Annotated in this window: 26 protein-coding genes; all 26 read left to right on the forward strand. The window is 46.5% G+C overall.

The window, feature by feature from the left end; translation table 11 throughout:
- Window positions 1–30: 30 nt before the first annotated feature.
- The 26 genes from H1230_RS03565 to argB all read left to right on the forward strand — a co-directional run bounded on the left by H1230_RS03565 (window position 31) and on the right by argB (window position 26,397).
- A complete protein-coding gene (locus H1230_RS03565) occupies window positions 31–1,191 on the forward strand; it encodes a sensor histidine kinase (protein WP_239714262.1) in 1,161 nt (386 codons plus the stop codon).
- Between the two features lie 4 nt (window positions 1,192–1,195).
- Window positions 1,196–1,918 carry a response regulator transcription factor gene (locus H1230_RS03570; RefSeq protein ID WP_239714263.1) on the forward strand — a complete coding sequence of 241 codons (723 nt, stop codon included), beginning with the start codon at window positions 1,196–1,198 and terminating at the stop codon, window positions 1,916–1,918.
- 293 nt (window positions 1,919–2,211) lie between these two features.
- Window positions 2,212–2,655, forward strand: coding sequence for a glycosyltransferase family A protein (locus H1230_RS03575; protein WP_239714264.1), 444 nt, complete (start codon window positions 2,212–2,214; stop codon window positions 2,653–2,655).
- Between the two features lie 124 nt (window positions 2,656–2,779).
- The gene (locus tag H1230_RS03580; RefSeq protein ID WP_239714265.1) at window positions 2,780–5,032 is read left to right on the forward strand and encodes an ATP-dependent helicase ComFA; all 2,253 of its coding nucleotides are present in this window, start codon (window positions 2,780–2,782) and stop codon (window positions 5,030–5,032) included.
- Complete coding sequence (locus H1230_RS03585) at window positions 5,029–5,889, forward strand: ComFC family protein (protein WP_239714266.1); 861 nt, start codon at window positions 5,029–5,031, stop codon at window positions 5,887–5,889. The genes H1230_RS03580 and H1230_RS03585 overlap by 4 nt, the downstream gene beginning before the upstream one ends.
- 115 nt (window positions 5,890–6,004) lie before the next feature.
- A complete protein-coding gene (locus H1230_RS03590) occupies window positions 6,005–6,412 on the forward strand; it encodes a TIGR03826 family flagellar region protein (protein ID WP_239714267.1) in 408 nt (135 codons plus the stop codon).
- Window positions 6,413–6,519: 107 nt separating this feature from the next.
- Window positions 6,520–6,807: a flagellar biosynthesis anti-sigma factor FlgM gene (flgM, locus tag H1230_RS03595; protein WP_239714268.1), complete on the forward strand. Its 288-nt coding sequence runs from the start codon at window positions 6,520–6,522 to the stop codon at window positions 6,805–6,807.
- A 12-nt stretch (window positions 6,808–6,819) separates the two neighbouring features.
- The gene (locus H1230_RS03600) at window positions 6,820–7,320 is read left to right on the forward strand and encodes a flagellar protein FlgN (protein WP_239714269.1); all 501 of its coding nucleotides are present in this window, start codon (window positions 6,820–6,822) and stop codon (window positions 7,318–7,320) included.
- A gap of 47 nt (window positions 7,321–7,367) precedes the next feature.
- Window positions 7,368–8,978, forward strand: coding sequence for a flagellar hook-associated protein FlgK (gene flgK, locus H1230_RS03605; protein ID WP_239714270.1), 1,611 nt, complete (start codon window positions 7,368–7,370; stop codon window positions 8,976–8,978).
- A gap of 24 nt (window positions 8,979–9,002) precedes the next feature.
- Complete coding sequence (gene flgL / locus H1230_RS03610) at window positions 9,003–9,923, forward strand: flagellar hook-associated protein FlgL (RefSeq protein WP_239714271.1); 921 nt, start codon at window positions 9,003–9,005, stop codon at window positions 9,921–9,923.
- 103 nt (window positions 9,924–10,026) lie between these two features.
- Complete coding sequence (gene fliW, locus H1230_RS03615; protein ID WP_239714272.1) at window positions 10,027–10,473, forward strand: flagellar assembly protein FliW; 447 nt, start codon at window positions 10,027–10,029, stop codon at window positions 10,471–10,473.
- Between the two features lies 1 nt (window position 10,474).
- Window positions 10,475–10,708: a carbon storage regulator CsrA gene (gene csrA, locus H1230_RS03620; RefSeq protein ID WP_239714273.1), complete on the forward strand. Its 234-nt coding sequence runs from the start codon at window positions 10,475–10,477 to the stop codon at window positions 10,706–10,708.
- A gap of 145 nt (window positions 10,709–10,853) precedes the next feature.
- The gene (locus H1230_RS03625; RefSeq protein ID WP_239714274.1) at window positions 10,854–12,176 is read left to right on the forward strand and encodes a flagellin N-terminal helical domain-containing protein; all 1,323 of its coding nucleotides are present in this window, start codon (window positions 10,854–10,856) and stop codon (window positions 12,174–12,176) included.
- A 279-nt stretch (window positions 12,177–12,455) separates the two neighbouring features.
- Window positions 12,456–12,854, forward strand: a complete 399-nt coding sequence (locus H1230_RS03630; RefSeq protein WP_239714275.1) for a flagellar protein FlaG — start codon at window positions 12,456–12,458, stop codon at window positions 12,852–12,854.
- 15 nt (window positions 12,855–12,869) lie between these two features.
- Window positions 12,870–14,348, forward strand: coding sequence for a flagellar filament capping protein FliD (fliD, locus tag H1230_RS03635; RefSeq protein ID WP_239714276.1), 1,479 nt, complete (start codon window positions 12,870–12,872; stop codon window positions 14,346–14,348).
- 19 nt (window positions 14,349–14,367) lie between these two features.
- Entirely contained in the window at window positions 14,368–14,760 is a 393-nt protein-coding gene (fliS, locus tag H1230_RS03640) for a flagellar export chaperone FliS (protein WP_239714277.1), read from the forward strand.
- Window positions 14,753–15,088: a flagellar protein FliT gene (locus H1230_RS03645; RefSeq protein ID WP_481857112.1), complete on the forward strand. Its 336-nt coding sequence runs from the start codon at window positions 14,753–14,755 to the stop codon at window positions 15,086–15,088. Before fliS ends, H1230_RS03645 begins: the two co-directional genes overlap by 8 nt.
- Window positions 15,089–15,313: 225 nt before the next feature.
- Entirely contained in the window at window positions 15,314–15,511 is a 198-nt protein-coding gene (locus H1230_RS03650) for a cold shock domain-containing protein (protein WP_036721237.1), read from the forward strand.
- 220 nt (window positions 15,512–15,731) lie between these two features.
- The gene (locus tag H1230_RS03655; RefSeq protein ID WP_239714279.1) at window positions 15,732–17,144 is read left to right on the forward strand and encodes an S-layer homology domain-containing protein; all 1,413 of its coding nucleotides are present in this window, start codon (window positions 15,732–15,734) and stop codon (window positions 17,142–17,144) included.
- A 204-nt stretch (window positions 17,145–17,348) separates the two neighbouring features.
- Complete coding sequence (gene hpf / locus H1230_RS03660) at window positions 17,349–17,900, forward strand: ribosome hibernation-promoting factor, HPF/YfiA family (RefSeq protein WP_239714280.1); 552 nt, start codon at window positions 17,349–17,351, stop codon at window positions 17,898–17,900.
- A 262-nt stretch (window positions 17,901–18,162) separates the two neighbouring features.
- Complete coding sequence (gene secA / locus H1230_RS03665) at window positions 18,163–20,673, forward strand: preprotein translocase subunit SecA (protein ID WP_239714281.1); 2,511 nt, start codon at window positions 18,163–18,165, stop codon at window positions 20,671–20,673.
- A 336-nt stretch (window positions 20,674–21,009) separates the two neighbouring features.
- A protein-coding gene (gene prfB, locus H1230_RS03670; RefSeq protein ID WP_239714282.1) for a peptide chain release factor 2 occupies window positions 21,010–22,123 on the forward strand; the annotation gives its coding sequence in 2 pieces (ribosomal slippage) (window positions 21,010–21,081 and window positions 21,083–22,123; 1,113 coding nt in all).
- Between the two features lie 12 nt (window positions 22,124–22,135).
- On the forward strand, window positions 22,136–23,020 hold the full coding sequence (locus H1230_RS03675; protein WP_239714283.1) for a YitT family protein: 885 nt from the start codon (window positions 22,136–22,138) through the stop codon (window positions 23,018–23,020).
- Between the two features lie 195 nt (window positions 23,021–23,215).
- The gene (gene argC / locus H1230_RS03680) at window positions 23,216–24,271 is read left to right on the forward strand and encodes an N-acetyl-gamma-glutamyl-phosphate reductase (RefSeq protein ID WP_481857113.1); all 1,056 of its coding nucleotides are present in this window, start codon (window positions 23,216–23,218) and stop codon (window positions 24,269–24,271) included.
- A gap of 21 nt (window positions 24,272–24,292) precedes the next feature.
- Window positions 24,293–25,525 carry a bifunctional glutamate N-acetyltransferase/amino-acid acetyltransferase ArgJ gene (gene argJ / locus H1230_RS03685; protein ID WP_239714284.1) on the forward strand — a complete coding sequence of 411 codons (1,233 nt, stop codon included), beginning with the start codon at window positions 24,293–24,295 and terminating at the stop codon, window positions 25,523–25,525.
- Between the two features lie 41 nt (window positions 25,526–25,566).
- A complete protein-coding gene (gene argB / locus H1230_RS03690; RefSeq protein ID WP_239714285.1) occupies window positions 25,567–26,397 on the forward strand; it encodes an acetylglutamate kinase in 831 nt (276 codons plus the stop codon).
- Window positions 26,398–26,458: the final 61 nt, after the last annotated feature.

Here is a 26,458-nt window from a genome sequence, read left to right on the forward strand (position 1 = left end):
TATGATCCGATAGAAATGGGGCAAGCATCCGTGGAATTTCAAGCCGATGCGATTGATCGCGTGATTAAAAACACCATCGAAGTGATGGTCAGCAGCAAGTATCAGATTTTCGAAATATTGCAGGTTGCACGCGATGAGCTTATCGCACTAACTAAAGAACTGCAGCGGGTTTTGGAAGAAACGGATGAAACAATACTAAAGGTTGACAAACTGGAGATGAACTATCACCGCTCCCGAATCCGGCTGACCGAAGTCAGCCGGGATTTTGTCCGCTTTTCGGAGAAGGATATCCGTATTGCTTATGAAAAGGCGACGGAGCTACAGCTTGAGCTCATGATGACGAGGGAGAGAGAAGTTTATCTTCGTAGCAGGCGTGATGAGTTGCAATTACGTGTACGCAGTGTAGAGAATTCGGTGGAACGTGCGGAATCGATAGGTTCGCAAATGAGTGTTGTTGTTGAATATTTATCTGGAGAACTGGGACAAGTGACGAGAATTGTTGAATCCGCCAAGAATCGACAAATGATTGGACTCAAGATAATCCTGGCTCAAGAGGAAGAACGTAAAAGAATTGCCCGGGAAATTCATGATGGTCCTGCTCAAATGCTGGCGAATCTAGTCCTTAGGACGGAAATTGTAGAAAGAATGCTGGTAAAGCAGGAATTTGGGCTAGTGCAGGCCGAAGTAGTAGACTTGAAAGGGCAAGTTCGTAACAGCCTGGAGGAAATGCGCAAGGTTATTTTTAATTTGCGTCCGATGGCACTCGACGATTTAGGACTGATTCCGACAATGCGGAAGTATGTGCATGACTATGAGGAGAAGACGAAGATCCGGACCACTTTTGAAACAAGGGGTAAGGAGCATAGGCTGTCGTCAGCAATGGAAGCGGCCGTATACCGTCTCATTCAGGAAGCACTATCCAATGCGGCGAAACATGCCTACCCGAGTTATGTATTGGTGGAAATAACATACCAAGCGCAGTTGATCAAGATCGTCGTCAAAGATAATGGTTTAGGCTTTAATGTGCAAAAAGTGAAGACTGACTCAGGCAATCGTGAGAGCTTCGGTCTTGTAGGGATGCGGGAGCGTGTGGAACTGCTTGAAGGAAGACTCGAAATTGAATCAGCCGAGAATCAAGGCACTACAATCGTAATCCATATTCCGACGAATGTGGAAATGGGAAAGGAGTAATGTAATGGAGAATCAAAGTTTAGGAAAATCGCCTATTAAAGTGCTTTTGGCTGATGATCATCAACTGTTTCGTGAAGGACTCAAACGCATTTTGAATATGGAGGATGATATTGAGGTCATCGGTGAGTGTGGCGACGGTATACAGGTACTGGAGTTCTGTAATGGGAATAAACCTGATATTGTTCTGATGGACATTAATATGCCTATTGAGAATGGTGTAGAGGCCACTCAAAAGCTCCGGGAAATGTTCCCCGATGTTAAAGTAATTATTTTGTCGATTCACGATGATGAGAGTTATGTCTTCGAAACACTGCGTAAAGGTGCTAATGGATATTTACTGAAGGACATGGAGGCGGAGTCACTCATCAATGCGATTCGTTCAGTCCATGAGGGACATGCTTTTATTCATCCTAAGGTTACCGGCAAGCTAATTAACCAGTTGCGGCGCATGACCTATCTTAACGAAACGGGTGCTATGACCGAGACTCCGGTTAAAGAAGCTGGTGTTAAATTCGTAGCGGGTGACAATAATCCTTTGACTCGCCGCGAAGCAGAGGTACTGCGGTTGATGGCGGAAGGCAAGAGCAACAAGATGATAGGCGAACACTTATTTATTAGTGAAAAAACCGTCAAGAACCATGTTAGCAGTATTTTGCAAAAAATGGAAGTGGACGATCGTACACAAGCTGTTATCAATTCTATCAAATTTGGCTGGGTAACCCTGTAAGATAGCATAATCTTTAACTGAGCGTTTTGGAGAATCCAAATCATCTGGGAATATGTTACATATATTCGATTACGATTTACGCATACATTCGAATTTTGCAAAATGCTGATTTAAATGATACATCAGGCGTATCTGCATGTAGAAGAGCACAAGCAATGATTTAGATCATGCAGTGTATTCGCCAGATTGAACAATAAGGGAGAGCGAAGGTTGTTTTCCCTTAGGAACGCTGGGCAGTCACCGACCTTTTGCAGCCGGCATATATTGTCGGTATACAGAGGAGGTGCATCTCTATGGTAGCCCAGTTGATATGGATTGCGGCTGTATATGCATCCGCGGTAGCCATTATTCATATGCTGCATAGCCGGGAGCAGACGCGGCAGACACCGCGAGCCAGAAAGTGGATTCATTATATTCTCATTACCCGTAATCATGAAAGTGTTGTGGAAGGCTATATCCGAGCACTGAATGTTTGTGCGTTGCTAACAGGAAAGCGATTGCGTATGACCTTTATGGATGATAGCTCAAGTGATGGGACTCTGGAGATTGTATCCAGAATGGCCCTCAACGGCAGCCCTATTGATCTGGCCAAATCCATGCCTACTCTTCAGGTGGATGAAGTCTTGATGCAGCAGGGAATTGTAGTTGACTTGCGATTGTCCGAGCAGCAGATCAAGCTGCCTTTTATGCGGACGACAGGAAGTAGGGGATACGGATCGAAGCGTGGCGGAAGGTAAGTAAATATGTAAGTAACGGGTGAAGCACACTCTCCATTTGGATGGGGGAGTGTGCTTTTTTGCGTTTTAAATATAGGGAAGCGAGAAGAAATAAAACCAAGGTAATAAGGAGGAGGAAGATTTTATGAGGGTAGCTGTATATGCTGTTCGAGGCAATCAAGGCTGGAGTTTGTGGATTTCATTAAATCTGGCTGTGGACAGGTTATGGTGGTCTGGAGCTTTAAGAGGAAGAGAAGGCTGGAACAGTAGGGCAGCGGTCAGTATGGTTATTCTTTCGACTTCTCTGCCACTCGGCTGGGCTGTGAAACTGCGGGATAGCTTTAGATCGAGGGCCTCTATGCAAGCATGGGGAAGTAACGAGTGGAGACATTATATTACTGGCACATTAGCACCAGAAATGCAGGAAGAGGCGGCTATAGGAGGGGGCTGGCCCATTAATGAAATTTCATTGTGGCAGCCAGTATGGAATGGCTGGACCTCTATAGAGGCGATAGGGGAAGGTCATGAACGACAGAAGAACAGAATTGCGGGCACGTTAGATTTTTTGCCGCATCAGGAGGAGCTGGCGAGGTTGAATCTCACCTTAGCTGCCGAACAATTGGCCGAAGCGTTAACCGGTCGTTCCTTGCTGCAGCCGGAATTGGAAGCACTGCTGGCAGAACAGATGCCGGAGCTATCAGGGGACTGGCGTAGCACGGCCCAGCTGGCGCATTTGCAGGGAAAGCTAATACTAACGGCCGGTATCACGGCTATAAGGGAGTGTAAGGATGGAAAGAGGAGCATGGGATTACGAGAATCGAGGGTGTGGAGTACGGGAGTGGATGAAGCTGGATTACGAGAATCGAGGGTGTGGAGTACGGGAGTGGATGAAGCAGAATTACGTGAATCGAGGGTGTGGAGTACGGGAGTGGATGAAGCGCAATTACGAGAATCAAGAGTACGGAACACGGGAGTGAATGATGCGGGAGTACGTGGAACGAAGGTGCTGATAGGCGCCCGCCAGCTCCCTGCGGGTGCTGGCGTAATGGCGCGCGCGGCGACAGCTTGGCTGTCACGCGTGGCCATGCCCTGGCGCGGCTTCGCCAAGCGCCGCGTACTCCCGCGCTGCCAGCGTTGCGGCAGCGTCGCCACAGGCCACACCGCTTGCGCCGCGTGTGGCCTCATGGGCTGCGCCTATTGCGAGGCCTGCCTCGCACTCGGGCGCAGCCGGGCTTGCGCGCTGCTGCTGCGTAGCGCAGCGCTTCCTGCCGTGCGATGCACGGCAGGTTCTACCCCCACCGCGGCCCGCCGGTGGGGGCTTAGCGCGGCGCAGGCGGGAGCCGTGAGCGCTGCGCTGGGCTTCTTGGCGGAGCCGCGCCAGCGCTCCGCGGTCCAGGGCCCAGAGCGGTTCCTGCTCTGGGCGGTGACGGGAGCGGGGAAGACAGAGATGGTCTTCCCGCTCCTGGAGGCTGTGCTCGCTGCCGGAGGGCGAGCGCTCGTAGCGACGCCACGGCGTGACGTCGTACTAGAGCTGGCGCCGCGGCTCGCCAGAGCATTCCCGGCGGAGAACCTCGCCGTGCTCTATGGTGGAAGCCCTGACCGTTGGGGAAGCGGCCGTTTAATACTCGCAACGACTCATCAGTTGCTGCGGTTCAACCAGGGATTTGATCTAGTAATCATTGACGAGCTGGATGCATATCCCTACCATAATGATCCTATGCTGGCCTACGCCGCTGGCCAAGTCTGCAAGCGGGATGGCTCCTTCATCTTTCTGTCGGCAACACCGCCCAAGGAAATGCAGCGGGAGGCTAATTCCGGCAGACTTCCTCACGCTAAAGTACCTGTCCGTTTCCACGGCCATCCCTTGCCGGTGCCACAGCATTTGACGATTGTACCTGTTCGTATATTCCTGAAGCATGGTGCTATACCAAAGTCGCTCATACAGATGCTGCGTAAGTCCCTAGCAAGGAAGGCTCAGATCTTTCTGTTTGTGTCACGTATTGTTCATATTGCTGGACTGATCCAGCTCCTCCGCCAGAGCTTTCCGGATGTCGCTATTGAGGGTACTTCCTCTCAAGATCCTGAGAGGGCAGAGAAAGTGGCTGCATTTCGCAGCAAGATCATCTCTTTGCTGGTGACAACTACGATTCTGGAACGGGGTGTGACCGTCCCGCACAGTGATGTGTTCATTCTGGATGCAGACAGCGGTCTTTTTGACGAAGCCTCGTTAGTGCAGATGGCGGGGCGCGCTGGACGCTCCACAGACGATCCCGCAGGGAGTGTCGTATTCGCCTCCTCCCAGTGGAGTCGATCACAGCGAGGGGCGATCTCCCAAATCCGGTCAATGAACGGTATTGCCCAGCGAAATGGTTATATCAGCACCAAGAGGCCTTTATGAGCACCCAATCTATATGGTTAAAAGGTTTCAAGTCGCTGTTTATCCCTTCTGTCCCCCTGTGTCTAACCTGCGGGAAGCACAGACAGCCTTCATCACAGTTGCCCGGTATATGTGTAAGCTGTGCAGCGGCCATTCCCTGGATCATGTCGCCTCGCTGTCTCAAATGCGGCCGTCATGTCGGCTGCCCTGACTGCAACCGTGGTGGGGAGACTTCACCGATCATCTGTAACCGGAGCGCAGTAGCCTATAATAGTGTGATGCGTGAAATGCTGGGCCAGTATAAATATCGCGGGAATGAACGTTATGCCACTGTACTCGGCTTAATGTTGGACAGAGCGTATTTGACTCTGAAGGAAGAACGAGAGAAGGAGAGACGGGTTGAACTATCCTCCGCTAGCTCAACTATAAGTTATTTTTTCCAAAATAAACGAGCTGCCTCGGGAATCCACTGGGAGGCTGACTTGTTAGTACCGGTTCCTGTCAGTGATTCCCGGCTGGAAGAACGTGGCTTCAATCAGGCAGAGAGACTTGCCGATGTCGTATCCCGGCGCAGGGGTATTCCACAACATCCACTGCTGATCCGCACGCATCATACGGGTAAGCAGAGCTTTAAAGGCCGAGCGGAACGGCTGACTGCTATGAAGCATGCTTTTGCCGCTAATCCCGCGATGATAGAACTATTTCCTGACTGGTTGGGCGCACTGAAGCCACTAAGCCGCCCCCCGCGAATTATTATTGTGGATGATATATATACAACAGGCAGTACCCTCCGTGCTTGTGCGGGAGTTATACAGCAAATGACAGAAGCCTGCGGATATGATGTGGAAATCTATAGCTTGACTTGGGCCCGTTCATGAATTGAGCCTAATCCGCTAATTTGCAAGCATAGACGAAATCCTTGCTATCATGTAATCTAGGAGCATACGAATACTATACGTTGCACAAAATGTAAGGGGAGGAGCCGCTGCTTTTATGAATCTAGATAATTGTCCAAGGTGCGGTCGGTTGTATGTAAAGAATATCATGGATTTATGCCAGCCTTGCATCAAAGAACTGGAGTATGAATATGAGACCTGCGTGAATTATTTGCGTGAGTTTAGAGGAACCACCATTCAGGAATTATCTGATGCCACGGAGATTTCCATTAAAGAAATCACCCGTTTTATTCGGGAAGGCCGCATTTCTATAGCAAATGCACCTAATATGATGTACCCCTGTGAGGTGTGCGGAACACTGATCCGCGACGGGCATATGTGCGACAATTGCCGTAACCGTCTAAGGAAGGATCTCACGAGTCTCACCAGGGAAATTACTGAAAAGGAACCCCCTAAAAAGACCTCCGAGGGTGCCTATCGTGCCCTTGACAAACGCAACGACTAATAAAATCTGCAAAAAAAACGTTTGCAGCTATAAAGAATGTTTCAATACAAGCCGATAAACTTATTAAAGATTATCGGTTTTTTTATATTAGAAGGAAGGTGGAAGTTATGAAAATTAACGAGACCGGACGAATTAACGCGATTAATCCGTACCAACGCAGCGCGGAATCGCAAAGGCAGGAACAGATGAAGAAGAGTACACGCAAGGATGAGGTATCTATCTCTGATGAGGCTCTTAAGCTGCAACAGGCACAGAACAGCGGCAAGATTGACACTGAACGTACACTTAAGATCGATAGCTTAAAGCAACAGGTCTCCGCAGGTACTTATCAAGTAGACGCAGCCCAACTCGCAGAGAAACTCGCCCCATATTTTAAGCAATCCTCCGAGAATTAGGTGAAACCATCCATGGCATTAACAACATTGTTAGAACTTCTTGAGCGGTTGGACGAAGCACATATTCAAATGCTGGATCTGGCCGCTAGCAAGAAACAGAGCATTATGGACAACAAAGTGGATGCTCTAATCGAAATCCTAAACCGTGAGTCTAAATTTATGAAGCTGATTGGACAGCTTGAGGAACAGCGTGCGCAGGCAGCTTATGCCTTCCTGCAAGGGGTTGGTATTCGTTCTAACCTTCAACTGAACCTAAGTGAGCTGTCCCGGCTTGTATTTGATCCCGATGACAAATCGCGACTGCTGCATATTCAGCAGAAGCTTTCAGGCACATTGCAGCAACTGAAAGCTGCTAACGAACTAAATCAGAAGCTGATCGAGCAGTCGCTTACGTTTATAGATTATTCCCTAGATCTGTTAGTCGGAAGACCCAACCAGGAGATCACGTACCATCATCCGTCCGACAAGGGCAGCAGCGCGAAACGGCCCGGCCTTTTTGACGCTCGCGGTTGATTGTTTAGTAATTTACCAGAGCACAATGCAAGGGAGGAACTAGTAACATGACATCTACTTTTCATGCTATGGAGACAGCACGACGCAGTCTCTTTACCCAGACCGCAGCGTTAAACACGACTGGACATAATATCGCTAACGCAAATACGGAAGGCTATACCCGCCAACGTGTTAACATGACTGCATCCAAACCTATTGAAGCCTACGGATTTAGTAATTCTACGGCTCCGGGTCAGCTTGGAACAGGCGTGGAATTCAGTTCTATAGAACGTATACGTGAGAATTTTCTGGATAACCAGTTCCGCGATGAGAACTCCGCTCTGGGAGGCTGGACTATTAAGTCGGATACCATGGACAAGCTGGAGGCAATTTTTAATGAGCCTTCGGATACAGGGATTAGCACCGTAATGGATAACTTCTGGAAGTCTTGGTCAGATTTAAGCAAGAATCCCGAAGATAGTACTTCTCGCAAAATCGTGGCACAGACTGCGCAATCCATGACCGATGCTTTGAACTATATGAGCAGACAATTGGACAATCTGGATAGTGACTTATCTTCCAATATTGCTGTAAAAGGTACAGAAATACAGACTTACCTCTCTTCCATTGCTAATCTGAATCAGTCCATTTATAAGATCGAAAGCATGGGCGACAAAGCGAATGATCTGCGCGATCAACGCGATCTCATCACAGATAAGCTTTCCAAGATTATAAATGTAAGTGTAGTAGAGACGGATAGCGGTTATAATGTCTCGTTGGGCAGCCAACAGCTTGTCCAAGGTAATGCGGTAACAGCGACTGTGGATAGTGCATTTTTGACAAGTGCCTACGGGGATGGCAGCACAGGTGATCTGAAATCTGGCGAGGTCTATGGTATGTTAGCCTCCAGCAAGGTTTATGTAGCCGATTTTAAGAAGCAGCTTGACAATATAGCTAATACTATTGCTACTGGTGAGGTTGGAATTACGCTGCCTAAAGGTTCTGTACCTCCAGCGGGAACTATTCTAACTAATGATGCTGCGGTGATCAATGCAGATGGAACGTCTTCAACAATAACAGCCGGAACGGCATTTCCTGCTGGCGCTACCTTGAACGCTGACGTGAAGACAACGGTAAAAGGATTAAATGGTCTTCATCAGTTGGGTTATACCATGGATGGAACGCTTAATCCCGGCAAGCCCTTGTTCACAATTACGGGAGATGGTTCTACTATTACAGCAGGTAATATTACTTTTAATCCTGAAATTGCCGGGGACACTAACCTTTTAGCCGCTTCTATTCGCACTACCGGAACTGGTACTTCTGAGAAGGTAGTTAACGGAAACAATACATTGGCCCTCTTACTAGCCACTCAGCAGGTAGGTTCTTTTAAATCCGCATCAACAGGGATTACGGCAACTCCGGGAACTTTCTACAAATCACTGGTCGGACAGTTAGGTGTGCAGTCTCAAGAAGCTACACGCCAGACCGACAACGCCAACTATTTAGTGGAACAGGTGGATGCGCGCCGTCAATCCGTAAGTGGAGTATCCCTCGACGAAGAGATGTCCAATATGCTGGTCTACCAGCATGCCTATAGCGCCGCAGCACGGTTTATGACTACTTATGATGAGTTGCTCGACAAATTAATTAACTCTACCGGAACCGTAGGCAGATAATATAAAGGGAAGGGGGAATGACCAATGTTGAGAGTTACCTCCAATATGATGAACTCACAGCTGCTGCTTAACCTGAACCGCAATGCCCGTACTATGAATCATACCCAGGTACAGTTGGCTACTGGCCGCAAGCTGAACACTCCATCCGATGATCCAGTAGGCATCACGTATTCACTGCGTTATCGTGCAGAGCTGTCAGCCAATGAGCAGTATCAGGATAATGTGGATGGCGCCGTTTCCTGGTTGGAATTTAATGATACAGTATTGACTCAGACAGGTTCTGTTATGCAACGCTTGCGTGAACTAACCGTTCAGGGAGCGAACGGAAGTAATCCGCAAACCGCGCTCAACAGTATCAATGAAGAGGTTAAACAGCTTAAAGAGCAGCTTGTCGATATTGGAAACAGTCAATTTAATGGGAAATATATCTTTAATGGCCAGCAATATGATGTGAAGCCTTTTGATTTTTCAACAGGCATAAATGGGGTCCTGGATACCTCCGGAGCTGCCCTTGTCACCACAGATGATGGACTAGTGAATTATTCAGTGGGAGAGAGCGTCCAACTGCCCATTAATAATACGGGAAATGAAGTTTTTGGTGGGACTGACGCTGATAATATCTTTAAAGTTATTGACAGGATATCTACTGCCTTGACTACTGGAGACACGGCTGGATTATCTAGTGAGTTGGCCAATATTGATACTCGTTCGAACAAAATGTTAACCGTACAGGCGAATATTGGGGCCAAGACAAATCGCATTCAACTAATGCAGAATCGTTTGAGCGATTTGGGTGTTAACCTGACAGACCTGCAGTCCAAGACCGAAGATGCGGATTATGCCGAGTTGGTTATGAATTCCAAAGTTCAGGAGAATGTATATAATGCGTCTCTAAGCGTGGGTGCCAAAATCATTCAAACATCCTTAGTTGATTTTATAAGATAACAAATTATCTAAACATATATATCTAAGCTATAGATTAGGTTGCTAGTGACCGAACGTCTATAGCTTTTTTGTTAGAACAAATGATAAAGGAGTGTTTGTGATAATGATTATAGAAACGTTGACTTGGGGAACGCTTGATATAAATGAGGATCAGGTTTACCATTTTTCCAAAGGAATCCCTGGTTTTGAGGAAGAAACAGAATTCGCCTTGATCATAGGGGAGGAGGGGCCGTTCTCTTATCTCCAATCATTAAATAACCAGAGCTTATCTTTTCTCTTAAGTGATCCCTTTGTCTTCTATCCATCCTATGAATTCCAATTGCCGGATAGTGATAAGGAAGAGTTGGAGCTCGAAGATGATGTTAGTGTTTGCTGTATTGTGACTATTAAAGATGAATTAGAGCAAGCAACATTGAATTTACTTGCTCCAATTGTGCTGAATCCGGTTAAACATACCGGTAAACAGGTAGTGCTACATAAATCGTCCTACGGGACTAAACACCGTTTGTGGAATGCTGTGGAAGAGGTACTTCAGAAGGGCGGCGAATGAGATGCTTGTACTTACTCGTAAAAAGGGCGAATCCATCATTATCCAGGATAATATTGAAATCACCATTCTAAGTGTGGACGGAGATAGTATCAGGGTAGGGATTTCTGCGCCGAAGCATGTCGATATCTTTCGCCAAGAAGTCTATTTATCAATCAAGGAATCTAACGAAGAATCTGCTACTTCAAGTACTACTAATCTGAGTGCACTCATGGATCGTTTGCGTGAGCAAAAATAAATTAAAGAAATTTCATAATAGCTATAAACAATCCGTGGCTGACGTCGATATATATAACAGGTGCTGATTCGAAAGGGACGGCCGGCCTTAACGGCAGCACTTACCACATGGATGTGGACAAACTATTTCAAGGAGGAATTTTATTATGATTATCAACCACAATATGGGCTCCATCAATGCTAACAGAAACATGAACATCAACGCAGGTAACGCCAGCAAATCAATGGAAAAATTGTCTTCAGGTCTTCGCATTAACAAAGCCGGCGACGATGCAGCAGGTCTTGCAATTTCCGAAAAAATGAGAGGCCAGATTCGTGGTCTTGATCAAGCTTCTAGTAACTCCCAAGATGCAATTTCCCTATTGCAAACTGGTGAAGGTGCATTGAACGAAACAACCTCCATTCTGCAAAGAATGAGAGAACTGGCAGTACAAGGTTCCAATGATACTTTGAACTCCAACGATAGAGGCCAAGTACAAAAAGAATTGGATCAGTTGACTTCCGAAATAGATAGAATTGGTAATAACACAGAGTTCAATACTAAGAAACTCCTTAATGGTGGAGCTAACGTAACTGGTACTTCTTCAGCTCCTGCGAATGCAGTGATCACAGGCGGAACTGGGGATACAGTAGTAGGTGGAGCTACGGTAGCAATAACTGCTTCTGTACTTGCAACAAAAGCGACGGACACAAGAACGGCTGCTTTTACAGCTGGAGTTACAGCTAGTACAGATGCTGACATGACTATAAATGGTACTCAGTTTAAATTTGCGGCTGGTACTACTGCTGCAGATACCATTAAAACCATTAATGATGCAGGTCTTGGGGTTAAGGCTTCAATATCAGGAAATGATTTAGTATTAACATCTACTGCAGCGGGTAGTGCTTCTAAGTTTACTTCAGATGCAGCTACGGCTGGAACTCAGGTACCTCAAGCTGGTACTGACGCTGTTGTAACTGGTGCAGGAAGTTACACAGCACAAGGTAATACAGTTACAATTACAGCTGGTGCTAATAAAGGGTTGCAATTTGAAGTAAAAGGTACTGGAGCTACAAATTTGGATGTAACGGGTAACGGAACTCTGAACTTCCAAATTGGTGCTAATGAAAACCAAATGATGAACGTTGGTATTGCTGACATGAGAGCAACGGCACTTGGTGTTCAAGGAATTCAAGTTACTGATTCTGCTACAGCAACTACAGCAATCACTACAATCCAAACAGCAATCGATGCAGTATCTTCCGAAAGATCCAAGCTTGGTGCATACACAAACAGACTTGAACACACCATTGCCAACTTGGGTACTGCTTCCGAGAACATGACTTCTGCTGAATCCCGTATCAGAGACGTTGACATGGCTAAAGAAATGTCTACATTCTCTAAGAACAACATTCTTTCGCAGGCTGCTCAAGCAATGTTGGCGCAAGCTAACCAACAGCCACAACAGGTTCTGCAGTTGTTGAGATAATTAGTTAGTAACGTACTAGCAATAGAATGGAGTCAGAGCGAAAGCTCTGGCTTTTTTTCGTATTATTCGGCATGTAGACCAAACGCCAGTAGCTGGAAAGTAGCTACTGGCATTTGTTTTTTTATCGAAGTTGGTGGAGACTTAACAAGAAACTGTTGGAAAGTTATAGTTCTAAGCATTTTTATCAATCTGCAGGATAATTCTTCCGCTGTATATTCATCTAACGCACCGAATAACCGATAAATAGAGTATGAATGAAAGCTATCGGGGGGATTCGGTATGGAGATTCGTCTTTCAGGTTCAGGGAACTATAGTAATAAATCAATAGATGCGGTGAGTGCACCCATTACATCCTCAAAGACCGAAGTTAAGGAAAACACTAGCTCGCTAGCGCAACTACCAAGCTATGTTGAAATCAAGGGGTTGGAGACTCAGGGTGTCTCTGTTTCTACGGCAGATGAACAGGTCGTCAAGGCACTTGATCGTGCGCTCAAGGCTTTGCAGGGGCCAACAGTGGATTTTGAAGTCAGCGTACACAAACCAACCAATACAATAATGATCAAAATGCGGAATAAGGATACCGGCGAGTTGATCAGAGAAATCCCTGCCGAGAAGACGCTTGATCTTGTGGCTAGTATGATGAAGATTGCAGGAATTCTAATTGATGAAAGAATATAAATAGGAGGGTATTATATGGTAACTCGAATCAGTGGGTTGGCTTCTGGTATGGATGTAGACACACTAGTGAAACAAATGATGACCGCAAAACGCGTGCCTTTGGACAAATTAGCTCAACAAAAACAGACGCTCACCTGGCAGAGAGACAATTATCGTGATATAAACAGTAAACTTGTCGATTTCCGTAACTCCAAGCTAATGACGTATAATAAATCTACGGAGTTGAATACTCAGACGGCTGTTGTAAGCGGAAATACAACTGCACTGAAGGCTGAAGCAACAGCCGATGCTAACGGGATTCCTATCTCAATGGAAATCACCCAACTTGCCAAGCCAGCTTCATGGGAGTCCGGGATTGTACCTGCTCCTTCGACGGGTACAGCCAAGACTACTTCACAATCCAGACTAAGTGCACTTACGGGCGCCGACGCTACAACTCAAACCTATAATATTGTAATCAATGGTAAAACCTTGGATTTTGACAAGGACCTGACCATAGGAGAAGTCGTTTCCAAGATTAATACAAGTGCAGCTAATGTGACGGCTACATTTGATGAAGTTTCAGGCAAGTTCTCCATCGCTTCGAAGACCTACGGTTCTGAAGGTAAGGTTGCAATCAGTGATCCAAGTACCCTGCTGACGGTACTCGGATCAACTGGGCCATACACTCAAGTTGATCCCCAGTCTGCACTGGTGAAGATCAATGGCAGTGCATCAACTACAAGCTTTGATAGTAACCGCTTTAGTCTGAATGGCGTACAGTTTACATTACTGACAGTTTCAGGTGGCAACGCTACAACAGTAACAACACAATCAGACCCCGCGAAGGCAATTGATACGATTACTAGTTTTGTGAAGGATTACAACGATTTGTTAGGTGCACTACAAACCAAGGTTGACGAAGCACGTTATAAGGATTTTCCTCCCCTTACGGATGAGCAGAAGAAAGACATGAGTGATAGTGATATTACACAATGGGAAGCCAAAGCAAAAAGTGGATTGCTGAAGAATGATGACATTCTGAAATCTACTATCTCTTCAATGCGTGAAGAACTAACGAAGAAAATTGGCGATCTTAGTGCCATTGGAATAACAGCAGGGCCTTATTACGAGAATGGGAAACTGCATATTGACCAAACCGTATTGAAAAAAGCAATACTGGACGATCCACAAAAAGTTATCTCTATCTTTCAAAGCTCTACAGGCGGCTCAGACGGATTATTTGATAAATTGACAACGAAAGTCGATGCTGCTCTGGACAAGATTGTAACCAAAGCAGGGACTTCGAAGTTCTCATCAGACATAACCATTGCGTACAAGAAGGACAGCTTGATAGGGAAAAGTTTATCAGATTATACTAATCGAATTAGCGCTTTTCAGGACAAACTAACCGATTTGGAGACAAGTTACTACAGGAAGTTCACATCCATGGAGACAGCTATGAATAAATACAATAACCAGTCCAGTATGATAACTAACTTCATGGCACAATAATTGATAGAGGTGAATTCACATGATGACTTCTCCATATGAGAAATATCGTCAATCTTCTGTTCAGACAGCAACACCTGCACAATTGCTAATTATGCTTTATGATGGAGCGATACGTTTTGCCAGAACGGCAATGGATGGAATCAACAAACAGGATTATGAGAAGTCCAACTTGAACCTTGGCAAGGCACAGAACATCGTAAAGGAACTAATGATTACTTTGGACCAGACTTACGAAGTTTCCAAGGGCCTTTATGCACTTTATGAATACATTAATTATTTGCTTGTCGAAGCAAATGTCCACAAGAGTCACGAGAAAGTCGAAGAAGCCATTGGCTATCTCACTGAACTTAGGGAAACTTGGCTGCAGGCATCCAAAATTGCTGCGAATCAGCCTGAAATTACCCATGGATGAACTCATACGGAGTTTAGGTCAGTTGACCCAGGGGATTATGGATCGCCTATATGAAGTCCCATACGAGGAGCTTGAGTCCTTCGTAGAGGAACGGCAGGATATTGTCGATTCTATCGGCGAGAAGGCAGCAATTTGTCAGCTTACTTCTATGCAGGAACAGGAAATAAATCGAATTTTGGAACATGATTCTGCAATTCTTGCCGCCATGAACGCGCATCGTCTTGAAGCGCAGGATTGGCTGCAGAAGCGTAATCAGGCCAAGGTACAACGTAACGCATACGATATGCATTATGCGCCGGATAGCATTTTAATGGACCGCAAAAAATAATATATTCTTCTTGATTCACCTCAGGAGCAGATGGGTTATATAAATCATCTGCTCTTTTTTCTGCTATTAAGCTGCTTTTTTATTCTTTTTATTGTTAAATTAATGAATGGTAATTTATTGCATGTAAACATTTACTATTCCAATTGACAATCGAGAAGTTGCGGTGGTATAGTCGATTTGTGAGCAAGACTCACGTTCATCTGATGACGAAGGGAATGTTTATCAATGGAAGGTAAAGTAAAGTGGTTTAATGCAGAAAAAGGTTATGGTTTTATCGAGACTTCAGACGGTGGCGACGTATTCGTACATTTCTCCGCAATTCAAACAGATGGTTTCAAGACATTGGATGAAGGTCAATCCGTAGAATTCGACATCGTTGAAGGCGCACGCGGACCACAAGCAGCTAACGTAATCAAATTATAATCATCCGGCGAAGCCGACCTACATATATGGTAGATGGTTAGCAATTGAGGACAACGCTAGCGAGGACTTTGGGACTATTCCCAAGGTCCTTTTTTCATAGGAAAATATCTTTTTTTATAATAAATGTTAACATCCGCTAAAATATGGGTAATAAAGAAGGTTGGGCTTTTTATCTTGCCTCGACGTACTCTAACTTTTGCACAGGAGGATGATTAGCAACATGAACAAGAAGTGGCGTGGTATTATGACCGGAATATTGGGGATCAGTATGTTATTGGGATCTCTCGGCAGTGTTTCCGCTGCACCAGTACCCAAGGATATCCAGGGTCATTGGGCACAAAGCCAGCTGCAGGAATGGCTGGATGCAGGTTACTTGCACGGGTATCAGGATGGTACCGTCAAACCCAACAAAGCTATTACTCGCGGGGAGTATGTAGCACTTGTAAACCGTCTGTTCGGTTTCACAGAAACAACGACTATTAGCTTTAAGGATCTTAAGAGCTCTAACTGGGCTTACACTGAAGTTGCCAAGGCTGTAAAAGCCGGGTATATCGGTGGGTATGAAAATAATACGTTCCGTTCGAACAATGCATTAACCCGACAGGAAGCAGCTGTCATTGTGGCAAAGGTGCTTGATTTAAATACAAGTTCAACGTCCACTAATTTCAAAGACAGTGCTCAGATTGCTTCGTGGAGCCGGGGCGCAGTGTCTGCGGCCGCAGCAAAGAAGATCATTAACGGATATCCGGACGGAACTTTCGGTCCGAAGAAAGCGCTAACACGCGCAGAAGCAGTAGGTATTATTAGCAACTCGGTAATCTATAAGCCAACAAACCCAGGTGGTGTAGTTACACCTACTCCAACTCCGACTGCAACACCAACAGCTAGCCCTACACCAACAGCAACAGCTACCCCAGGTAGTGGATCTGGTGGAGGCGGAGGAACAGTCACTACTCCGACAGTAAGCGGTGCAACCTACGGTAATGTTGGCGTCGTTACGGCGGATGTCTATCTAACTCCTTCCGTAACTGGCACAGTATATTATGTAGTAGCACCTTATAATAGTAGTGCTGCTGTTCCAAGTGTCCTGCAGGTGCGGGATGGATTGACGAGTGCCGGAACGCTAGGAGTGAATCACGGAAACAAGGCGACTTTAGCCAATACTTCAGTCTCGTTCTCCGTTTATGGATTGGTGGCTGGCACAGAGTATGCTACTTATGTGACAGTTGCTGATGCTTCTGGCAATTGGTCTACGGTTTCAACAGTACAATTTACGACTGTCTCAGGGACTGCAACCTCGATATCACAGTTTGAACCGGGGAATGTAGGCACCGTAACTGCAGATGTGTATGTTACTTATGGACAGATTAGCGGTTCTCCAGAGTCGTTAAGATATGTTGTGTTGCTTGATAGTGCTGTAGACCCTAGTGCAGCGCAGATAGCAGCCGGACAAAATAGTTCGGGAGTTGCTTTAACTTCTCCATGGACGGGAATGATCTTAGCCCTACCAGGAGTTGAACGCACTGTTACATTGAGTGGACTGGCTACCGATACTGGGTATAAGATTTATCTTATTAAGGGAACTGGCAGTACATGGTCACCCGTAGAAATCATTCGTATCCATACGAAATAAACAATAATTGTTAGTTAATGTGTCCGGGACAGGCGATTCTTATGCTAATTCCGGACATTTTTTCATGTTGTGGAGAGAACTATAACTAAATTGTCAGCTTTATGTCACCTTTTATTAACTAAATGTAAAGGCTGTCATCATTTGCTTTTTACTTAGCTCTAACAATTTGGTATACTAGATTTGTACAACAAAGGAGGAGTGCCCATGCAGTTCAGCATTCGAGGTCAACAAATTGAAGTGACCGAGGCTTTGAGAGAATATGTTGATAAGAAGCTCAGCAGACTTGAGAAGTATTTCGATGCACCCCCAACCTCAGAAGGAAATGTGACGCTTGGCGTCGTTCGTGGCCTTCATACGGTGGAAGTAACCATACCGCTTGCCGGAGTGACGCTTCGTGCCGAGGATCGTAGCGATGATATGTATGCATCTACAGACGCTGTAGTGGACAAGCTGGAACGCCAGATTCGTAAACACAAGACCAAACTTAATCGTAAGTTCCGCACGGAGGGAAGCCTGAAGACTTTGTTTGTGGAAGGTGTTAATGGCACTGTTTCTGTAGAAGAACAAGATTACGATGATTTGGAAGTGGTACGGAATAAGCGTTTTACTTTGAAGCCAATGGATGTGGAAGAAGCAATTCTGCAGATGAACATGGTTGGACATACATTCTTTGTTTTCTCTAACATTGACACTTCTGAAGTGAGCGTTGTTTATAAACGCAATGATGGTAAATATGGCTTAATTGAGCAGGACTAGGCCGAAGCGCCGCCAGTAATGCGGCGAATGGCAAAGGTAGATCAAGAAAATTAAACCGAGCCCCTATTCGCATGAAGCGAATAGGGCTCTTGTGCGTATATATAGAAGTTGTGAAAATAAAGCTTCATACTGCTTGTATTGCGGCATCTCTTACAAACTGTTACAATTTATGAAGCAGCGGAATCGAATTTATAAATGGCCCTTTCAATTTTATGAGGATGGGCTCGATTCCACCATCTGTGTTGCATGAAAGGGGTTAACCATGCTAGGACTTGTGAAGAAAATATTCGGCGACACCAACGAACGCGATGTCAAACGTCTAATGAAGACGGTCGATGTAATTAATGGATTGGAAGCGGAATTTGCAGTGCTCTCGGATGAAGCGCTGACGGCTAAAACAGACGAATTCCGTGCCCGTATTGAAAAAGGCGAAAAACTGGAGGAAATCCTTCCCGAAGCATTTGCTACCGTACGTGAAGCTTCCAAACGGACGCTGGGCATGCGGCATTTTGATGTACAGTTAGTCGGAGGTATAGCACTGCATGAAGGCAGAATCTCTGAGATGAAGACAGGTGAAGGTAAGACACTGGTAGGTACCTTGCCGGTTTATTTGAATGCGTTGCTCGGTAAAGGGGTACACGTTGTAACCGTTAATGATTATCTGGCTCAGCGTGATAGTGGGCAAATGGGACAAATCTATAACTTTCTGGGCATGACGGTTGGGGTGAACCTGAGCGGAATGGACCATGATGATAAACAAGCAGCGTATGCCTGCGATATTACGTATGGCACGAATAACGAATTTGGCTTTGATTACTTGCGTGACAACATGGTGCTCTATAAAGAGCAAATGGTACAACGTCCTTTGTATTTCTGTATTATTGATGAAGTGGATTCTATCCTTATTGATGAAGCGCGGACTCCTCTTATTATTTCAGGCCAGGCAGAGAAATCTACTGAACTGTATTTTGCAGCAGACCGTTTCGTGAAGAAACTGACTGCTGAAGAGGATTATACGGTGGATATTAAAGTGAAATCCATTGCTCTTACAGAGAAGGGCGTAGCTATTGCTGAACGCGCTTTTGGAATTGAGAACCTCTATGATCATAGTAATGTCACTCTGAATCATCATATTGTCCAAGCGCTCAAGGCGAACGTTATAATGCGCCGTGATGTGGATTATGTTGTGAATGAGGAAGAGGAAGTTGTTATTGTAGATGAATTTACAGGTCGCCTAATGGCCGGACGGCGTTACAGCGACGGGCTGCATCAGGCTATTGAAGCAAAGGAAGAGATTGAGGTACAGAATGAGAGCATGACGCTGGCCACAATAACCTTCCAGAACTACTTCCGGATGTATCGTAAGCTCGGTGGTATGACCGGTACTGCAAAGACGGAAGAAGAGGAATTAAAGAACATTTACGGCCTGGAAGTTCTACAGGTGCCGACGAATAAACCGAACAAGCGTCTGGATCATCCTGACGTGGTCTACAAGAGTGAGAACGGTAAGTTTAACGCTGTTGTAGAAGAAATTGTTGAACGGCATAAGAAGAATCAACCAGTGCTGGTTGGTACTGTTTCTATCGAGAACTCGGAGCGTGTCTCTGAAATGCTGAAACGCAAAGGCGTCAAACACCAAGTGCTTAACGCCAAGCATCATGCTGCGGAAGCAGAAATTATCTCCTACGCTGGGCAACCAGGTACAGTAACGATTGCGACTAATATGGCTGGACGTGGTACGGATATCGTTCTGGGTGAAGGTGTCACGGATCTTGGTGGCCTGCATATTATTGGCACAGAGCGCCATGAATCTCGGCGAATTGATAACCAGTTGCGCGGACGGGCGGGACGTCAAGGCGACCCAGGCTCCACACAATTCTACTTATCACTTGGTGATGTACTGATGAAACGTTTTGGTGCAGATAATGTGCTGAACATGATGGATCGCCTTGGCTTTGAGGAAGACCAGCCGATTGAGAGCCGGATGATTAGCCGTGCGGTTGAATCTGCACAGAAGCGGGTTGAAGGCAACAACTTTGATGTTCGTAAAGTTGTATTGCAATATGATGACGTTATGAACCAGCAGCGGGGAATTATTTATAAACAACGCCGCGAAATCCTGGAGTCTGACAATATCAAAGATGTTGTCATTGAAATGATTAAGCCGGTCATTGAACGTATTGTCAATGCACATTGCAGCGACGATATTCCTGAGAACTGGGAGCTGCAGGAGGTTGCTGATTACGTGAACAGCAAGCTGCTGGACGAAGGCTCCTTGACCCGTGACGATATGTGGGGCAAAGAAGTAGAAGAGATTATTGAATTTATCTTTGGACGCGTGCTGGAGAAATATGCTGCCCGTGAAGAACGTCTTGGCTCAGAGCTGGTACGCGAATTTGAGAAAGTAATCGTTCTGCGCTCCGTAGACAGCAAATGGATGGATCATATCGATGCAATGGATCAATTGCGTCAGGGGATTCACCTGCGTGCATACGGCGGTACAGATCCGCTGCGCGAATATCAATTTGAAGGCTTCGAAATGTTCAATGAGATGACTGCTACCATTCAAGAAGAAGTAGCGACTTATATTATGAAGGCGCACATTGAGACGAATCAGGAGCGGCAGTCGGTTGTGGAAGAAGATAAAATTTCCACAAATAGTGAGCCTGTTGAGAAACGTCCGGTACACATTGAGTCAACAGTTGGACGTAACGACCCATGTCCTTGTGGAAGTGGCAAGAAATATAAGAATTGCCACGGTCAGAACGCGTAAGACGAACTGCCCGATAAGTCTTGAGTATTAGTCTTGTGGGGGATAATGACAATAAGAGCGGCTGGGCCCGGGGTTACCCGTTTGCGGCCCAGCCGCTTTTTTGGGCTTTATGCATTTTGGTGATAATAGAGCGCAGCAGGCGGAATTGTTCTGGAGAAGCGTAGCGTTTGCCTTTATCCCCGGATTTCATTCATTGAATATTAATTCAAGAAATCAGGGGATAACAGCAATCGGAAGAATAATCCGCAAGCGGAGCGGCAATATATCACCTGTTCTTTTTAAGAGTCCAATAGCGAAAGACGCAACAACCTATTTTGAAAGGTGAAGTGAACTCCCATGATAGATCCGAATGTAAAGCACGACCTGCGTGAAATAGGCAAGAAACTAACTAATCTTAGGGGGTCACTTTGACTTAGACCTGAAGCAGGAGATGATTGCCAACTTCGAGGAGAAGATGGCGGCACCTGGTTTTTGGGATGATAGTGACAAGGCCCAGGGCGTAATTGCCGAGATGAATGCGGTGAAGCTATCCGTGGACCAATATGAGAAGCTGCAGCAAGAGTATGATGATGCCGAGATGATGACTGAGCTAGCGGATGACGAAGGTGACGAGGATCTGGCAGCCGAAACAGGTGCAGCGATCCGTGAACTGATGAAAAGACTGGATGAGTTCGAGCTACAACTGCTGTTAAATCAGCCTTACGATAAGCTTAATGCGATTCTAGAGTTGCATCCGGGTGCAGGAGGAACGGAATCTCAGGACTGGGGTCAAATGCTGCTGCGTATGTATACGCGTTGGGCAGAGAAGCATGGCTTTAAGGTTGAGGTTCTCGATTATCTTGCAGGTGATGAGGCCGGAATCAAGAGTGTAACTCTTCTTATCAAAGGCTTCAATGCTTACGGGTACCTGAAGACGGAAAAAGGTGTACACCGCTTAGTGCGTATTTCTCCATTTGATGGTTCTGGACGACGCCATACCTCATTTGTATCCTGTGATGTTGTGCCGGAAATTCTGGATGATGTAGAAGTGGAAATTCGGACGGAGGATTTGAAGATCGATACTTACCGTGCGACAGGAGCGGGCGGTCAGCATATCAATACAACCGACTCTGCGGTACGGATTACCCATCTTCCGTCAGGGATTGTTGTGACCTGCCAGAATGAACGCTCCCAGATTAAGAATAGGGAACAAGCAATGACGATGCTGCGCTCCAAGCTGTATGAACGTAAGCTGCAAGAGCAACAGGCGCATTTGGATGAGATTCGGGGCGAACAATCGGATATAGCCTGGGGCAGTCAGATTCGCTCCTATGTGTTCCATCCTTATAGTATGGTCAAAGATCACCGGACTTCCGTGGAAACAGGGAATGTAGGAGCGGTAATGGATGGCGATTTGGATGCATTTATCGATGGTTATTTGCGCAGCCAGATTAAGACAGAGGCAGAATAAGGAGATCCATGCATGCAAAAAATGAATTCGCGCAACAAGCCCCCGCTTATTCCCTTAAACGGACCGTTGCGTCATACCGCTGATATCACATTAATCCTGATTGGTTCGCTAATCACTGCACTTGCTTTTAATCTGTTTTTTCTGCCGAACCGTATTGCTTCAGGTGGTGTATCCGGTCTGTCGGTGTTGGCTGAGGCTTGGTTTGGAGCAGAACCGGCCTTTACCCAATGGGCGCTGAATATTCCTTTATTTGTGCTAGGGATACTGTTCCTTGGCAAACAATACGGAATTCGTTCTTTGCTGGGGAGTTTCGTGCTGCCATTGTTTATCTTTTTGACGAAAGACGGACCGATTCCAACGACCAATCCACTGCTCGCTTCTATTTATGGCGGAATTGGTGTGGGATTAGGACTTGGACTGGTATTCCGCGGGCGTGGCTCGACGGGCGGTCTGACGATTTTGGCGCAGATTATTCAAAAAATATCCGGTCTCAGCTTCTCCATGTCTGTAGTGCTGCTGGATGGAACGGTAATTACGCTGGCTGCTTTTGTACTAGGCATGGAACAGGCGCTGTATGCGCTAATCGGACTGTTCGTGACGGGCAGGGTCATTAATGCCTTGGAGGTTGGCTTCAGCAGTACAAAGGTTGCCTATATTATCTCGGATCAGACAGAGGAAATATCGCAGGCTATCTTGAATGATCTGGATCGTGGCTTAACGAAGCTGAACGCTCAAGGTGGCTATACGGGGGACGACCGTACGGTGCTGATGGTAGTGGTAGGCCAGAATGAGATTGCCAGACTTAAAGCGATTGTCCGATCGGTGGACCCGGGAGCATTCGTTATTATTACCGAGGCGCATGAAGTGCTGGGCGAAGGATTCAAAAGAGAAGCATAAATTCTCCATTAAGGAGGGGTTGTGCTTCTCTTTTTTTCTAGGAAAGTTGACTTAACGTGTTGTATTTATATTAATTCAGTCGTATAATAATACATATTTGCAGGATGGTATACAGGGTTAATTTCCGAGAATGAAGCTGCTTGGCAGCCTTTAGATAGATTCTAGTTTATGGTAAATTAGAAGTAGAAAGCGGGGATGACAGTGGAAGGCAAGCTGAGGGCGGCTATTGTAGGGTCAACGGGTTATGGGGGCGTGGAGCTGATTCGGCTGCTGCAAAACCATCCTAAGGTAGAGATTACTTCGGTAATTTCCTCGTCGAGTGCTGGTGTATCTATTGAGGAAGGTTTTCCACATTTGACCGGTGTTATAGAGCGTAATCTGGATGGTGTCGACCCAACTGAGATCGCAGGTAAGGCGGATGTGGTGTTTACGGCAACGCCGTCAGGAGTGAGCGCCAAATTGGTGCCGCAGCTGCTCGAAACTGGACTCAAGGTAGTGGATCTATCCGGCGATTTCCGGTTGAAGGATGGTGCCGAATATGAGCATTGGTATAAGCATCCTGCGCCAGCAGATGTCTATCTGCAACAGGCTGTATACGGACTGTGTGAGGTATTTGGAGAACGTGTGGCAGGTGTGGATTTCGTATCCAATCCTGGCTGTTATTCAACCGCTGCGCTGCTGGGATTAATTCCGGCTCTTCAGGCAGGCTGGATTAAGCATGATAGTATCATTATTGATGCTAAATCTGGAGTGTCCGGAGCAGGTCGGGGAACGAGCCTGACGGTCCATTTTGCCGAAATCAATGAGAATTTCAAAGCTTATAAAATGAACAAACACCAGCATATCCCAGAAATCGAACAGACGCTTACTGAGATCATTGGGGAAAAGGTTACAGTAACGTTCACCACCCATCTCGTGCCGATGAACCGCGGAATTATGAATACGATGTATGCAGGGATGAATAGCCATTATACCGAACAGGATTTTGTGGAATTATATCGTGAGTATTATGCAGGTCGCCCGTTTGTGCGCGTTCGGGATGTTGGTGTAGTTCCGGCGACGAAGGAAGTTAGCGGCTCTAATTATTGTGATATCGGTTTTGCAACAGATGCCCGTACAGGACGGGTTACGATTGTGTCCGTCATTGATAACCTCGTGAAGGGTGCAGCAGGGCAAGCGATACAGAACCTGAATTTGATGATGGGATGGGAGGAAACCCTTGGACTTGGCTACACACCTGTGTATCCATAAGGTTCAGTGGTAACGATAATTATGAGCGAGATTGATGTATATACCGTTGTCGAAGGCGGGAGTATTACAACACCCAAAGGCTTTACGTCCGGAGGTCTGCACTGCGGCTTGAAAAAAACAGAGCGCAACGATCTCGGTATGATTGTGTGCGAGGTTCCGGCAACGGCAGCGGCAGTGTATACGACGAATGTTTTTCAGGCGGCTCCGCTGAAGGTTACGCGAGAAAGCCTAGCTAACGGCACACTGCGTGCAGTTATTGTGAACAGCGGAAATGCCAATGCCTGCACAGGTGAACAGGGCGAACAGGATGCGTATGAGATGCGTGCTGAAGCTGCCCGTTTCTTGGGTGTAGCGGAAAGCGACGTTGCTGTGGCATCGACGGGCGTAATCGGCGAGCTGTTGAAGATGGACCGTGTTCGCAGTGGTATTGCCGGACTGCCGGAGAAATTAAACGGAGGCGCTAGCGGAGCAGATGATTTCTGCCAGGCGATCCTGACTACAGATTTGATCAAAAAAGAATGCTGCGTGAAGGTACTCATTGGCGGCGAGGAAGTTACGATTGCCGGGGCCGCCAAAGGCTCGGGAATGATTCATCCGAATATGGCGACCATGCTGGGCTTTATGACGACTGATGCGGTCATTGCAGCAGAAGATCTGCATAGCCTGTTGCGGGCAGCGACGAATGTTACTTTTAATATGATCACTGTAGATGGGGATACGAGCACCAATGATATGCTGGTTACGATGGCAAGTGGGCTTGCCGGCAATGAGACATTGACCAGGCTTCATCCGGATTGGGCTGCTTTTGCGGCTGCGTTCACGCATGTCTGCCAGAGTCTCGCTAAAGCGATTGCCCGTGATGGAGAAGGTGCGACTCATCTAATCGAGGTTCAAGTGAATGGTGCAGTGCATGACGATGCGGCGGCAGCTATTGCCAAGACGGTTGTCGGTTCTAGTCTTGTGAAGTCAGCCATATTCGGCGCGGATGCGAACTGGGGACGAATCATTGCTGCAGTTGGACGCGCGGGAGTTCCGGTATCTCCGGACCGGGTAGATATTTCGCTCGGCGATATTGAGGTGCTGCTGCAGTCGCGGCCGGTTGTTTTTGATGAAGAGAAGGCCTTGGTCTATTTACAAAAAAGTGAAACGGTGCTCATTACAGTAGATTTGCATGACGGAAGTGGAACGGCAACAGCTTGGGGCTGTGACCTCACTTATGATTATGTGCGTATCAATGCTGCATACCGTACCTGACGGATGGCTTATGTGAGCCATAGGGGAAGGATATCAATACTATGACGCAAAATACAACCAATGAAATTATAGAAAAGAAGGACACGTTGAGTTTATTCGTGATGAAATGCGGTGGCAGCACGCTGGCGGCACTGCCTGATTCATTCTTCGATGATTTGCGGGAACTGCAGCAAGCGGGCGTTCAGCCAGTCATTGTACACGGTGGAGGGCCGGCCATTTCTGAGAATCTAGCTAAGCTAGGTATTGAGAGCAGCTTCGTTAATGGTCTGCGGGTGACGACCGAGGCTATTCTGGATGTAGTAGAAATGACGCTCGCTGGAAGTATTAATAAAGCGATTGTACGGCGAATTCAAGGACGCGGGGGGAAAGCTCTGGGACTTTCGGGTGTCGATGGCAATCTTATTGTGGCTCGTCCGATAGCTAATAGTGCTGAGATAGGATTCGTTGGAGAGGTAGTTGGGGTACAGGCAGAGATTGTGACAGGTATCCTCGCTATGGGTTACATTCCTGTAATTGCACCTATTGGTGTGGATGCAGCAGGACAGCGCTATAATATTAATGCGGATACAGCAGCAGGGGCCGTAGCCTCATTTGTACAGTCTCCTAAAATGATCGTAGTCACGGATGTGCCGGGTATTATGCGTTCGGTAGAAGGCCGGAAAGAAGTGCTTCCGAGAGTGACGATACAGCAAATTGAAGACTTAATTGACAGCGGCGAAATCTACGGCGGGATGATTCCCAAGGTGCGTGCAGCGATGGATTGTATCCAAGGAAATGTCTCGGAGGTCGTCATTGTCGATGGCAAAGAGCCGCGGGTGCTTAGCCGGGTGCTGCAGGGTGAAGAGCTGGGCACGCGGATCGTGCGACGATAAAGCTAGACGGCAAGCGAGCGCGGGTGTATAGGAATAAATGTGAAACAGAGGCTCAACACCG

This window comes from Paenibacillus sp. 19GGS1-52 (assembly GCF_022369515.1).
In the GTDB taxonomy this organism is placed as follows: domain Bacteria; phylum Bacillota; class Bacilli; order Paenibacillales; family Paenibacillaceae; genus Paenibacillus_AQ.